Annotated in this window: 14 protein-coding genes; all 14 read left to right on the top strand. The window is 69.2% G+C overall.

Annotation, left to right across the window (positions count from 1 at the left end):
• The first annotated feature begins 145 nt into the window (after positions 1-145).
• The 14 genes from F603_RS0124735 (at position 146) to F603_RS0124800 (ending at position 13,467) form a co-directional block, all read left to right on the top strand.
• A complete protein-coding gene (locus F603_RS0124735; RefSeq protein ID WP_019548626.1) occupies positions 146-853 on the top strand; it encodes a hypothetical protein in 708 nt (235 codons plus the stop codon).
• Between the two features lie 35 nt (positions 854-888).
• Positions 889-1,728, top strand: coding sequence for a hypothetical protein (locus F603_RS32850; protein WP_019548627.1), 840 nt, complete (start codon positions 889-891; stop codon positions 1,726-1,728).
• A gap of 113 nt (positions 1,729-1,841) precedes the next feature.
• A complete protein-coding gene (locus tag F603_RS0124745) occupies positions 1,842-2,558 on the top strand; it encodes a hypothetical protein (protein ID WP_245600891.1) in 717 nt (238 codons plus the stop codon).
• Positions 2,549-3,133, top strand: coding sequence for a hypothetical protein (locus tag F603_RS0124750; protein WP_019548629.1), 585 nt, complete (start codon positions 2,549-2,551; stop codon positions 3,131-3,133). The genes F603_RS0124745 and F603_RS0124750 overlap by 10 nt, the downstream gene beginning before the upstream one ends.
• Positions 3,134-3,276: 143 nt before the next feature.
• Positions 3,277-3,519, top strand: coding sequence for a hypothetical protein (locus tag F603_RS36085; RefSeq protein ID WP_245600892.1), 243 nt, complete (start codon positions 3,277-3,279; stop codon positions 3,517-3,519).
• Positions 3,520-3,616: 97 nt separating this feature from the next.
• Positions 3,617-4,060: a hypothetical protein gene (locus F603_RS0124760; protein WP_019548631.1), complete on the top strand. Its 444-nt coding sequence runs from the start codon at positions 3,617-3,619 to the stop codon at positions 4,058-4,060.
• A 359-nt stretch (positions 4,061-4,419) separates the two neighbouring features.
• Positions 4,420-7,464 carry a phage tail protein gene (locus F603_RS0124765; RefSeq protein WP_019548632.1) on the top strand — a complete coding sequence of 1,015 codons (3,045 nt, stop codon included), beginning with the start codon at positions 4,420-4,422 and terminating at the stop codon, positions 7,462-7,464.
• 1 nt (position 7,465) lies between these two features.
• Positions 7,466-8,995, top strand: coding sequence for a hypothetical protein (locus F603_RS0124770; protein ID WP_019548633.1), 1,530 nt, complete (start codon positions 7,466-7,468; stop codon positions 8,993-8,995).
• A gap of 20 nt (positions 8,996-9,015) precedes the next feature.
• Positions 9,016-10,101 carry a hypothetical protein gene (locus F603_RS32860; RefSeq protein ID WP_037956904.1) on the top strand — a complete coding sequence of 362 codons (1,086 nt, stop codon included), beginning with the start codon at positions 9,016-9,018 and terminating at the stop codon, positions 10,099-10,101.
• A 508-nt stretch (positions 10,102-10,609) separates the two neighbouring features.
• A complete protein-coding gene (locus F603_RS0124780; protein ID WP_019548635.1) occupies positions 10,610-11,329 on the top strand; it encodes a hypothetical protein in 720 nt (239 codons plus the stop codon).
• A 169-nt stretch (positions 11,330-11,498) separates the two neighbouring features.
• On the top strand, positions 11,499-12,089 hold the full coding sequence (locus F603_RS0124785) for a hypothetical protein (RefSeq protein ID WP_019548636.1): 591 nt from the start codon (positions 11,499-11,501) through the stop codon (positions 12,087-12,089).
• Positions 12,090-12,100: 11 nt separating this feature from the next.
• A complete protein-coding gene (locus tag F603_RS0124790; RefSeq protein ID WP_019548637.1) occupies positions 12,101-12,412 on the top strand; it encodes a hypothetical protein in 312 nt (103 codons plus the stop codon).
• Positions 12,409-12,888: a hypothetical protein gene (locus F603_RS0124795; protein WP_019548638.1), complete on the top strand. Its 480-nt coding sequence runs from the start codon at positions 12,409-12,411 to the stop codon at positions 12,886-12,888. The genes F603_RS0124790 and F603_RS0124795 overlap by 4 nt, the downstream gene beginning before the upstream one ends.
• A 24-nt stretch (positions 12,889-12,912) precedes the next feature.
• Complete coding sequence (locus F603_RS0124800) at positions 12,913-13,467, top strand: GH25 family lysozyme (RefSeq protein WP_037956970.1); 555 nt, start codon at positions 12,913-12,915, stop codon at positions 13,465-13,467.
• Positions 13,468-13,494: the final 27 nt, after the last annotated feature.

The following is a 13,494-nucleotide window of genomic DNA, read 5'->3' on the forward strand; positions in this document are numbered from 1 at the left end:
GTGCGCGTGACCGGCACCCCCTCTGCCACCTGCGACCGGCTTTGAAGCGACTTCCGCCAGCCTGTGCGTATGCGTCTAGACTGGCTTAGCAGAGCGCTGCTGGTTGTGGGCCGGGCCATCTACTCACGTAGTGGAGGGGCCCACGATGCCGGCACCGCTCATCTCCAACGCCGCAACTGTCCGCGTCACCCGCGTTGATGGCTGCGGCCGTCCCGTGTGCGGGCCCGAATCCGGTTTCGTCACCGACTGCTTCGCCAGCCTGGAGATGGAGGCGAACATCGAGGACGGCGAAGACATCAGCTTCACGGCGGCGAACGGACGGCAGTGCGGGTTCAAGAAGGGCTGCCCGTCGCTGAACGGCTACGACTTGACGTTCACGTTCTTCCAGGCGTCACCCGAGCTGATCGAGATCATGACCGGGTCCCCAGTCGTGTTCGACTATGACGGCAACCCCATCGGCTTCGACTCCTGCTCGATCTCCTGCCGCGCTGGATTCGCTCTGGAGGTCTGGACCGATGTCCTGGGCGAGGATGTATGCCCCGAGGAGGACACCGGCGACGGCGCCTGGGTGTACTTCCTGCTCCCGTGGGTCACCAACGGCATCATCGGCGACCTCGAACTCGCCAACGAAGCAGTCAACTTGGAACTGACTGGTGCAACCCGCGCCGGTGGCCGGTGGGGAGTGGGCCCGTACGACGTCGTGTCCCAGGATGCCGCCGGCACTCCCGGGCCGATGCTCGCCCCGCTGGATGGTTCCTGCCATCGCCGCACCATGATCACGACGATTGAACCGCCGGAGCCCGACACCACGTATGTGCCGGTCGAGGGCGAGCTGTGCGAGGTGTCTCCCTAACCCCTGCTGTCATCGTCGAGTTGGGAGTCGAGCCGGTGCTGCCAGACATCGTCATCCCCGTCCGCGAGCGTGACCGCAACGAAGAACTGCGGTACACACTGCGGGCGATTGCCGCCAACGTGCCGCACCGACAGGTGTGGATCGCCGGGTATATGCCGTCGTGGGTGCGCGACGTCGGCCACGTCCCCACCCGACAGGCCGCGACCAAGTACCAGAACAGCAGAGGTAATTGGAAGGCGGCCGTCGACCACGAGGAGGTCGCCGACGACTTCCTACTGTTCAACGACGACTTCTTCGTGATGAAGCCGCTGCGCGGAGTCATGCCGGCACTGCACCGCGGCCCGCTGAGCGAGGTCTACCGGCACTTCGCGACCCGGGTGAAGCCGGGCCGGTACCTGCTCGGCATGCGGCAAACCATGGGACTCCTCGACGAGCTCGGCGTGGAGAGCCCGTTGTGCTACGAGCTGCACGTGCCGATCGCTCTCAACCGCGACCGGTACGTGGAGGTATGGGAGGTGTGCAACCGCATCAAGTACCCGCACTCTCGCACCGTGTACGGCAACTACTGGCAGTTGGGCGGTCGGCAGGTCCGCGACCCGAAGGTGATGACCCGCGGGGCATTCCCCGGAGGCGGGCAGTTCCTTTCCACGATGCCGGACACGTTCACCCGCGGCAGGGTCGGCACGTTCATCCGCGGCGCGTTCCCTCAGCGTTCACGGTTCGAGGCGCCGTCCGGACGGGGACGGCCCCTCGCGGCAGGATGGCCACGGCCCACGCCCTCGACCACCGCCCGCGCGCGTGTCGGCGCTCCCAAGGTGGCGGGGGCGTCGACACGTCAACGCGCTACGTCACCCCCGGCGAAGGGCCGACGATGACCAGCTCACCGCCGCCGCCGGCGCCGGATGGGCCGTGTGAACCGTGGCCCGTCGACACCGCGTGCTGTGACGGGATCGACGACATCGACCCTGCCCAGTGGGAACGGTGGCGCATGGTCGCAACTCGCATCCTGTGGGCGTTGTCAGGACGCCGCTTCGGGCCGTCGTGCCCGATCACGGTGCGGCCGTGCCGCCGCTCCTGCACCGAGTCGCTGACCCCGTCAGGCATCGGCTACGGCGTCGTCGGCCCATGGGTGCCGTACATCGGCGTCGACGGCCTGTGGCGCAACGCGTCGGTCTGCGGCTGCCGCTCGGACTGCTCCTGCACGGAGTTGTGCGAGGTACAGCTCCAAGGGCCGGTGTACGACGTGCTGTCCGTGATGATCGACGGTGCCGAACTCGTCCCCGAGGCATACCGCGTCGACGAGCCGGGGCTGCTGGTGCGCACCGACGACGGCTGCTGGCCCGACTGCCAGGACATGGCCGCCGCGTGCGACGCCGAGGGCACGTTCTGCGTCACTTACCGCACCGGCCTCCCGCTGGATGAGGCCGCTGTCGCGGCAGTGTCGGAGTACGCCTGCCACCTCGCGAAGGGCTGTGGCACCGCTGGCGGCTCGTGCGGATGCCGCCCGAACCCCAACCTGACTCGCATCCAGCGGCAGGGCGTGGAGATCGAACGCGCCGACCCGTCAGTGGTGTACGCCGAGGGCCGTGTCGGGCTGCCCCTCGTCGACCAGTGGCTCGTCGCCGTCAACCCCGGCAGGCTGGGGAGCGCTTCACGGGCGTACTCGGTGGATTGGCGTTGGCCGCGGAGGACACGATGGCCCTAGCCCCGCTCGCCGCGCACCAGCTCGCCGAGGCCGTTCTCGGCTGCGTGTGCGTCGCGCTCGACGCCGTCCCCGACGACGTTCCCGGACACCCCGGCTGCCCCTGCCGGGTATGTGTCGTGCCGGGCGAGTCCGCATGGGACTCGTGCGCGGACCCGTGCACCGGTGAGGCCGGCGGGCAGTTGACCGTCAACATCGCCCGCATGTGGCCCACTTCGCGGTTCCCCGAACCCGACAACGAGGTGCGCGGGCTGCGCGGCTGCGTCCCCGCCGCGACGACAGCAGTCGAGCTCGTCGTCACGGTGCTGCGGTGCGCGCCGCTCCCGACCGCGGATGGATGTCCGCCCGACTGCGACCAGCTCGCCGAGGCGGCGCGCATCGTCCACGTTGACGCCGTTACGGTGCTGAACGCCGTGACCTGTTGCCTGCCGGGCACCGCTCCGGGGCGCCGGGGCCGGCGGTTCGTGATGGGACAGCAGCGCACCATCGGCCCCCAGGGTGGCTGCGTCGGCGTTGAGCAGCGGCTGACCGCGGCCCTGCCCGGGTGCGCGCCCTGCCCCGGCGGGGACTCGCCGTGAGAGTGAAGCTCCACGTCACGCCACACGTCGGCGGGACAGATTGGCGTGAGGAGCTACATCGACGTGGCGGTCTGGGAGAGCGGCTGCTCCGGACCCGTTCCGACCGCGTAGCCGCTCGTGCACGGCAGTTGGCGCCGGGCAGCATGGCCCGCCGCATCGACTACGACATCGCCGCCGGCGCTGGCGGATTGCACGCCGACATCATCTCCACGCACCCAGCAACTCTCTACGTGCTGCACGGAACCCGTCCGCACACCATCCGTCCCCGCCGGAGGCGAGCCCTGCGATTCCCCTACGGGGCGCGCACCGTGTTCGCCGCCGTCGTCCACCACCCCGGCACCAGGGCCAACAACTTCCTGATGGAGGCGCTGTACGAGGCGTTCTGACCTCTGGGCCTCCGAGCCGATCTTCCCCGCTACTCTGGAATCGCGTTGCTGGTTGTGGGCCGAGCGCATCTCTGCCGCACGGACGAGAGGACCCGTCATGGCCCGCGCACAGTTCACGCTGAACACCGACCCGCATGTCGCTGAGGTCGGCGACACCGAGCTCCGGTTCCGCCCGGAAGTGATGGGCGACGAATACCTCGACGCATTCGAGGAAATGCAGGACGCCAACCGGGCTGCGGGAGTGCTCACCGACGACGGCCACCCTGCTGACGGAGCGACGATCGCCGGGGCGCGGGAGTCGAGGGTTGCCGCGCGCCGGTTCCTCACTCGGCTGATGCTCGAGGAATCCGCCGAGGAGTTCGCGGACATGGAGCTGCCGGACCGCGTGCTCGGAGAGCTCGTGCAGTGGGTGACGGAGGTCTACGGCGGCAACCGCCCTCCTACGTCACCGAACGACTCTGCGCGTCCATCGCCGCCGGCTGGAACGAGTGGGAGGGGAGCCTCGCGCTCCAAGGGTGCGACGCGCACGCGTGGACGCTGAGGACCATGCTCAATGCGGCCGAGGCCGCCATGTACGCATCGGCGGAAGATGATGCCGAGCGCGAGCGGATGCGGAACCGGCTGTACGCGCCGCCAGTCGGAATCGCTCGTGACCGTGTAGCCCGTCGCCGCGTTGCGGCGGGCGCTGGAGGCGACGGGATGACGCGGGGCCAGGCCGAGTCGCTGACAGCGCGGATGGCGCGTGAGGACGCCGCATACGAGCCCGCTCGTACTCGACGCGCCTCCGACCGTGTCACGCCTTCGACGGCTGCAAGACGGAGCGCCGGGGGACGGCGTCGATAGACTCACCTGTATTGCCGCTGGTTGTGGGCCGGGCACCCGATCGCATAAGGGGTGCCCGTGGCCGACCTGGAAGGCTCCGCCCGCATCCGGATCGAGCTAGACGAGGGTGGAGCGGTTGCCGAGGCCCGGGTCCTGGGGCGCCGCATCGCGCAGGCGATCGAGCGCAGCAACCGTGGGGTCGGAGACGACCTGCAACGGCAGTTGCGGGACATCGACGTCCGCGTCGACGTCACCGCGGACACCACCGGGCTGCACCAGCAGATCGCTGCCGCGGCACGCGGCCTCCGCGCGATCCAGGTACCTGTCGCGCCCGACACCCAGTTCTTCCGCGCGCAGGTCGCCGCTGCTGCCCGTGGCTTGCGGCCGGTGCAGGTCCCGGTGCATGCGGACACCTCCCGAGCGACGGCGAGTATCGGGCGGCTCGCCTCGTCCCTGGGCGGTCTCGCGGGTACTGCCGGACGCGCGGGCGGCATTCTCACCAAGGGTCTGGGCCTGGCGGTGCTGGCCGGACAGGCAGCCGCCGCCGCTGGCGCGCTGATCCAGTTCACTGCTGCGCTTACCCCGTCGGTCGGTATCCTTGCTGCCCTCCCTGCCGCCGTCACGACGAGCGCCGCCGCAGTCGGTGTCCTCGCCGCGGCTCTCTCCGGGGTCGGCGAGGCGTTCGGCGCTGCGCTGACCGGCGACGCCGAGGAGTTCGGCGAGGCGATCGAGGGGCTCGCGCCGGCCGCGCAGACCGCCGCGCAGGCAGTACGGGAGCTCCGTAGCCCCCTTTCCGACCTGCAAGAAAGCTTGCAGCAGCGGTTCTTCGCCCAGTTCGCCGATCAAATCGCCGACGTCTCGGAGCTCCTGACTGGATCGCTGGCCAAGAGCACCCGGGCGATTGCGGCGAACTTCGGTGAGGCGGCCTCGGCTGCTTTGCAGTTCGTCACCTCATCCCGCGGTGTCGAGTCGGTGCAGGAGATCGTCAAGGGGGTAGAAGCGGCGACCTCTCGGCTGCGGCTCGCCGTCGGGCCCGTCACCGAGGGGTTCTTCCGCATGTCGGCCGCCGTCGCCGAGGCTTTCGGCCCGAAGCTCGGCGCGGCGATCGGCAACGCCGGCGCGCGGCTTGGCACTTGGATGACGCAGGTCGCCGACTCCGGTCAAGCCGTCGCGTGGGTGAGCGAGGCCGTGGCCGTGTTTCGGCAGCTCGGGGCGATCCTCGCGAACGTCGGCTCGATCCTCACCTCGGTCTTCTCCGCCGCGCTGTCCGCGGGCGGAGACGTCCTGGGCGTCGTTGGCCAACTGACCGGCCAACTTGCGACCTTCCTCAAGAGCGCCGAAGGCTCGCAAGCCCTTGTCGGCGTCTTCGAGGCGCTCGGCGCCGTCGGCAGCGCGCTCGGGCCGATCTTCACCGGGCTGCTCGGCGTGATCGGGCAGATCGCTCCGGCGTTCGTTCCTGTTTTCGAGACGATCGGGCCGGCGCTGGCGTCGCTGGTGACGACGCTGGGCGCAGCGATCCAGCCGATCGCTGCCGCGCTGACGCCGCTCGCGGCGGGGCTCGCTGCCGCATTCGGCGCGCTGGAGCCCGCTCTGGCTCCCGTAGGTACGGCGCTCGGCCAGGTCGTCACCGCGCTCGCCCCGTTGCTGCCGCTTGTCGGGCAGATCGCCTCCACGGTCCTCAGCGCGCTTGCTCCCGCGCTCGGCCAGCTCGCCACGATGCTGGGCCCGATCATCGCGCAGCTTTCGGGGGCGCTCGGCCCGGTCATCGCCCAGCTCGGCGAACTCCTCGGCGTAGTTCTCGCCCAGGCGCTCCAGATCCTCGCGCCGCTGCTGGAACCGCTTGCCGAGCACTTCATGGGGATGCTGGAAGCGCTCCAGCCGCTCATCCCGACACTCACCGAGTTCGCTACCCAGCTGGGGGATCAGTTGGCGCAGGCGACGACCGCGCTCGCCCCACTGCTGTCAGCGGTGAGCGAGGCTGTGGTGGAGCTCGTGGCTGCCCTGGTTCCGCTGGTGGGGGAGGTCCTCACCGCGCTCGCGCCGATCCTCCCGCCGATCATCGAGGCTTTCCGCGAGTTGGTTGCAGCGTTGGTGCCGCTGATTCCTCCGGTGACGCAACTGATCACCACCCTGGCGCCGCTCTTGACTTTGACGATCCAGCTCGCGGCGCCGCTGGTGCAGATCGCGGCGGCGATCGGCTCGTGGATTGTGATCAACGGGATCGTTCCCGTCATCCAGTTGTTCGTGGCGGTCTTGACGAGGCTCGCGGGGGTGCTGACCACCGTCGTCGGCGCAGTCGTGTCCTTCGTGACCTCCGTGGCCTCCTGGCTGGGGCGGCTGCCAAGCATGGCGGCGTCGGCCCTCTCCGCCCTGCCGGGTTTGATCATGGGCGTCATCCGGCAGGCGGCCAGCCTCGCGGTGAGCGCGGCGCGGTCGTTGGTGACGATGGTTGCTGGCTCGCTTCGCGCACTGCCGGGCATGGCTCGCTCCGCGGTCTCCAGCATCGTCGGTGCCATCGCGGGCGCCATCCGGGGGGCGATCGGGGCCGCTGTCTCTGCCGCGCGGTCGATCGTCTCGTCCGTTGCCGGGGCACTGCGGGCGTTGCCGGCACGCGCCAGGAGCGTCCTGTCCGGCATTGCGGGAGCGATCGGCGGCGCCATCCGGGGTGCGATCGGGTCGGCGATCTCCGCCGCACGCTCCCTCGTTTCCAGCGTAGTCGGGGTATTCCGGGGCTTGCCGTCGGCGATCCTGTCGGCGATCGGCAACATTGGCTCCGCGATCGTCGGCAAGGTCAAGTCCAGCTTGCCTGGACCGATCCGAAGCGCGTTGCCGTTCGCCGAGGGCGGCATCGTCAACCGTCCAGTTCTCGGGCTGGTCGGCGAGGCCGGCCCCGAGGTGATCATTCCGCTCAGCAAGCCCGCCCGCGCCCGTCAACTCGCTGAACAGTCCGGCCTGATGGGGCTGCTCGGCTCCGATTCGGGCGGCCAGTCGAGTAGCGGGCCGACGGTGCGACCGGCGCCCCACCGCACCGTGACCAATACGTTCCACATCACCGAGGTGGGCGACGCGCACGTGACTGCACACCGCATCCTGTCCCGCATCGCAGCGACCGCTGGAGTCTGACGTGTTGGAGCACTACCTGTCCCTTGGCGGCGTTGAGATCGCCAACTCAGCGCGTCTTGCGGCATACCTGGACACCGTCGGCTCGCCGCTCGATTCCGTCTCACCGTGTGGCTGCCCGACCTTCGACGCGGACCTCGTCGGCGACGCCCCGTACACCATCCCTGAAGGGGACGACGCGCCCTGGTATGACCCGGACGTGCCAGCTTCCCGTGACTTCGCGGGTCTGATGGTCCTGAAGGTGGCAGGGATGGACGACCATCCGGTCACTCGCACCGCAACGTCGGCAGTCACCGGCGGGGCGGCGCTCGGCCCAGCACGAGTCCAGCCGCGCACCATCACCGTCACCGCGGTTCTGCTCGGCTCCACCTGCTGCGGCGTCACCTACGGCCTGAAGTGGCTCGCCGAAGCTCTGGCTGGCTGCACCGGCAACGCCTGCGGTGGAGACTGCCTGCACGTGTTCAACTGCTGCCCCAGCGAAGACGAACTCGCTGACGACGAGTCGCCGGGCGACGCCTCACCCGGCGCCGACGAGCGAATGGGGCCGGAGGAGTTCGCCGCCAAGCACCGCCGCACGCTGCGCCGCGTCGCCCTCACCGGAGGGCCGACTGTCACTGACCGGGTCGGGAACGGCTGTACGGGCTCCGGGGCGTGCCAGAACGGCGCCGACATGCTCACCGTCGAGTTCGTCCTCACGGCCGGAACGCCGTGGTTGTGGACTGACGCGGTCCCCGTACTCGCTGCGCCCCCACCCGGCGCGGGCGACGACGGCGAGGAGTGCATCACCTGGTGCCTACACGACCCGCTCGCACCCGACCCACCCGCTCCCGCGTGCCTTGAGCTGACGGACGACGCCGAGTGCCAACCAAGTGCAATTCGGGTTGAGTTCGACACCTCGGAACTGCCGCCATCCGGCGAGTCGCCGGACGACTGTGTGCGGTGGCCGGATGACGAGAGCCTCGAGCGGCCTTGCGCCGGCACCTGCCGCCTCGCCCGCTGTCCCGACGAGCGCGAGGTGTGCCAGGACCCCGGCTGCCGCACACCCACACCGCCGGTTCCGCCACCGCCGGAGACGTGCTTCTGCCACGCCCTGGCCGTCGAAGCCGAGTACTACGACGTGGACTTGTCGAGCTGGCCCGGCTGGTTCGGCGCGGTGCCGATCATCACCGCCGAGGCCGGCGCTACCGCCCTGCGGCACGTATCGGTCCGTCTGTACGAGCGCACCCCTGCGCACCAAGACCTCACGTGCGAACAGGTTGCGGAGATGGAGCGCTGCAATCCGCACAGCGTGTACGAGATCGCCTACGTGCCGCCGCAGGGTGTCGTCACCGTTGATGGTCAGGTGCGCCGCGCCACCGTCGAGTGCGCTGGCGTGTGCGAGACGTCGACAGACGTGTACGGCGCGGAGGGCATGCCGCCGCGCTGGTCCGAGTTGGACTGCGACCGGTACTGCGTGGAGATCACCGCCGATGCGGTCGCGACACCGGCCGCCGACGCCTGGATCACCCTGGCCCTATCGGGCCGCGAATACTGAAATGAACTGGAGGCCGTGGTATGGCAGTTGGGTGTGGCCGCCACGAAGCGTGGATCGTGGACCGCGACGGGCCGCTCGTCTCCACCTGCTCCACCCTGGTGTCGGTGGAGTGGGCGCGGGCGCTCGACGACACGAGTCAGGCGACAATCGTGGTGCAGCCCGAGGCAGACTGCTGCGCCTCCTTGCGGAACGTCCGGTCGTGGCGGCACAAGCTCCTCATCTTCCGCGACGGCCAGCCGGTATGGGAAGGGCCGATCGTCACCGTCGAGTGGACGCTCGGCGAGGTCACCGTGCAAGCCGTCGACGTCCTCGGCTGGCTCGACCGCCGAGTGCCGCACCGCGACATGGAGTTCACCACGGTCGACCTCACGCAAATCGCTGCCGCACTGATCCGTGACGCATTCGCTCCGGACGACCCCGGCCACGAGGTGCAGATCCTCGGCGACACCCGCATCCGCGGCGACCGCGCTTACCAGCATGACGTGGGGCAGACCGGCGACCACTTGAACGATCTGGCCAAGACCGGCCTCGACTACACGGCCGTCGGCTCCCGAATCATCCTCCTGCCCGAGGACTACACCGAACGCGTCGGTGCCCTGACCGACGAGGACTTCCCGGACGGTCTGGTCATCGCGGAAGACGGCGCTGCCCTCGCTACCCGCTGGATCATCCATGGCAAGGACGAAGACGCGCAGGACGACGAGCCCGGCATCACCGGCACCGCCGGCGGTACCCACCCGTACTACGGTCTCCTCGAGCAGGCGGCGGACGAGCAGTCGATCCTCGACGAAAGGTCGGCGACGGCGGCGGCACGCTCCCGACTTCGCGGCTCGCAACCGGCACCGCTATACATCGACACCAGCCAGCAAACGACCCTCGCCCCCGACGCTGCCGTGGATGTTCCCAGCCTGGTGCCGGGCTGGTGCGTCGACGTCACCACGACCACGACCTGCCGCGACATCTCCCAATCGCTGAAGATCACGGGGATGAAGGTGTCGGAGTCGGCGAGTTCTGGCGAGCAAGGAGGCGGGGAGCGGGTCAGTGTGCAACTCGCCCCCGTCGGCATCGACACCAGTACGAGCAGCGGAATGGGGACGGTCGTGTGAGCCTACGAGGGAGCCCAGGCCGTCGGAGTGCCGAGAGCCCCCTGACGGGGGTGCTGCGCGATCTGAACCGCCGGTCGCGGGCGCTGGAGGGCCGGCGGCACCGGCCGCGTCGCGGGCCGGCGGGTCCGGCCGGGCCGGCCGGCCCGGCTGGCACCTCGGCGACGTTGTCGGCGGCCGAGAAGCCGAGGGTGGGATTGGTGGTCACCGACAACACGGGCCGAGCTACGTGGCTCTTGACCCCTCCGCTCCCGGCCGTGCCGGTGGTCATGGGGACGCCAGCCGCCGGCGGGCCGCGGATCGTCACGGTCGAGGAGGCCGCGAGCGACCGCGTGACGGTTCGTGTGTGGCGGCCTGGCGGGAAGGCGGCCGGGGCAGGCGTCGGCGTGCACCTGGTCGCCTGGCTTTCACCCGAAGCCCCGCCTGACACATGCCCAACTCGGTAGCCTGAGCCGGTCGCGTTGCTGGTTGTGGGCCGAACGCTCCCTGTCCAAGTGGAGGACCCCAACCCATGGCGAGCGTCTGCGCCGACGGCAACTACTTCGAGGTCACCGACGACGGCGAACTCACGATCAAGCCCGGCGTCCAAGGGATGCGCGAGATCCTGTACTTCAAGGAGCCCGGCACGTTCCAGTTCCGCAAGGGCGACTATCCCTGGCTTGCCCGCATTCGCGTGCGCGTACAGGCTGGCGGCGGCGGTTCCGCAGGTGCGAACGCCGCGAACAACGAATGCATCACCCGACCCGGCGGGGCCGGCGGCGGCTACTCCGAATCTGTCATCGACGCCGCTGATCTGGGCACTGTCGAGTCCGTGGTCGTCGGCGTCGGCGGCTCGCCCGGAGGCGGAAACGCCCCCGGAGGCGCTGGCGGGAACAGCAGCTTCGGCGGTCTAGTGATCGCCGAGGGCGGTTCCGGCGGCACTGCGAACCAGACCTCCGGCACGTCAGCGGTCACTGCTCAAGGCGTCGCCGCGCCGTTCGCGGGCTCAGGCGACTTCGTCTCCGGCGGCGGAGCCGGCCACGGCTCGATTCGGTTGACGGCTACCCAGGGACTATCCGGTGCTGGCGGGGAATCGATGCTCGGTCACGGCGGATATCCCCGCACCACAGACGGCCCCGGGTCTGCACCGCGCGGCTTCGGCGCTGGGGCAGGCGGATCGTTCAGCGCTGCCGATTCACAGCCTGGGCATGAGGGCGGCGGCGGGGTCGTCATCATCCAGCTGTATGGCTGACCGGTCGGTAGACTCGTGACCGCCGCTGGTTGTGGGCCGGGCTATCACCCCATGGCAGGGAGAAGTGATGGCTCGGTGCGGATGCGGTGGCAGTGACCGCTGCTCATGTGCCGTCGTCGCCGGCGACCGCGTGACGGTGGAGGGCAACGGCTCCCCGTCCAGTCCCTATGTGATCTCAGCGGGAGAGGATGCGGGCGCAGTCGAGACCGGCGCCGGACTGACCGGCGACGGTCGAGACGGCGCGCCGATCGAGGCGAACGTGTCCTCGTGGCCCTATGAGGGGTGCACCGTCGATGAGGCCGGTGGACAGGTCTACGTCGACGCTACGGGTCAACTGCGCGGTGAGCCACGGTCGTTGGCGACGTACGTGCAGGATTCGCAGAACGTCACGTACGACGACGTGGACGTCCCAGGGGACTACAACGAGCCGATCGAGACCCGCACGCTCACGATCGAAAACCCCGACCCGTGCCGGGAGGCGTTCGTCGTGTGTGAGGTCGAAGTCGACATTGACTTCAACCTGCCGGCCGGCTCGGGAGCGGCCGGCGGCATCCTCACCGACGAGATGCAGTACTTCGCCAACACCGGCAGCGGCGCGGCGAACGACGTACACGGGCAGGTAACGAAGACCTACAACCGCACCATCCCGGCTGGCGAAACTTTGGAAGAGCCGCTCCAGATCGTCATGGGCCGCGGCACGGGCGGCGCCACCTACAACCGCGTCCAGTCGTTCATGCGCGCCTTCGTATTCGTGCTCTGACCAGGAAGAACATGATGAAGAAGACGATCTACTACAGGCGGTCCGACGGCGCGCTTGGCACCCGCACCATCGAACAGTCCCACGGCGACAAGGTGTCGATCCCCCTGCCCGACGGCGCGAGCGAGCTCAGCGCCGAGGAGTACACGCAGGAAGCCGCTCGTCGCGCCGCAGCCGCGGCCCGACGAGCGGAAGATGCAGCAGAGGCCGCGACCACCGAACAGCGCGAGGCGTACGAGGCGTTGATTGCCGCCGGGTTGCCCGAAGGGCCCGCCCGACGCATCTCCGGGTGGCGTGGCGACCCGGAAGACGAGGCAGCGTCATGACGCTGCCGGTTTGCTCCCTCATCCGCTCCGCGCCTCAACTTGTCCCAAGCGACGGCCAGTACCACGTGGTGCGATTTCCGTTCGGCGCGGCGGAGTCCTACGACGGGCAGGCGATGCATCAGCAGTCGCAGCCGGACGGCGTGCGCGTCGACGCGTGGGACTTCGACGACCGCTCCGGGCTGATCTGGCCCGCTGCCGACGGGTGGGGCGTCCTCACCGCCATGATCCACTGGGAGGCTGGCGGGTACCGGGAACTGCGGGATCAGCTCGTGCGCGACCCACTCGGCTTCACCGACAATCCGGTTGACACGACCGCGACTTCGCACCGACCGCCGTCGCCGGGAATGCAGTGCTTCACCTCGCATCACGAGCTTTTCGTGCATCCGGAGGTGCCGCTCGCGCTGCGCGTCGCACACGATGCCCCAGGACCAGTGAACCTCGTGCACGCGCAGTTCAAGTTGGCCATCCACACCTGACGTAAGGGAGTAACGCCGGTGCCGGTGAAAGGAATTGACGTCTCCTCCTATCAGGCGGAACGGTACGACACGACGGGTCTCGACTTCAGCTTCATTAAGATCACGGAGGGGGTGTCATATACCAATCCGAAGTGGGTCGGGCAGCGGAAGACCGCTCGCAGCGCCGGACTCGTCACCGGCTTCTACCACTTCGTACGGCCCGGCCGGATGAACGGGCAGGCTGACTACTTCCTCTCGAAGATCAACCTCGTCGCCGGGGACATCCTGATCCTCGACTGGGAAGACTCTGAGGTGTCCAATGCGGAGAAGGACGCGTGGATCACGTACGTGCAGGGCCGCGCTCCAGCACATCGAGTGCTGCTCTACTGCAACCGGGACTACTGGCTGAACCGGGACACCACCTCGTTCGCAGGAGACGGCCTGTGGATCGCGGAGTACGGCATCACCCCCGGCCGCCCCAACATTGAGGCGCCATGGCGGTTCCACCAGTACACCGACACCCCCGTCGACACGAATCTCGGGCTGTTCGCCGACCGCGCTGCGCTGCGCGCGTGGGCTGAGGGCGCCAGCGGTGGGTGAGGACGAGGGTGGCGTCTACATCTCATC

It is taken from the genome of Streptomyces sulphureus DSM 40104 (assembly GCF_000381025.1).
In the GTDB taxonomy this organism is placed as follows: Bacteria; Actinomycetota; Actinomycetes; order Streptomycetales; family Streptomycetaceae; genus Streptomyces; species Streptomyces sulphureus.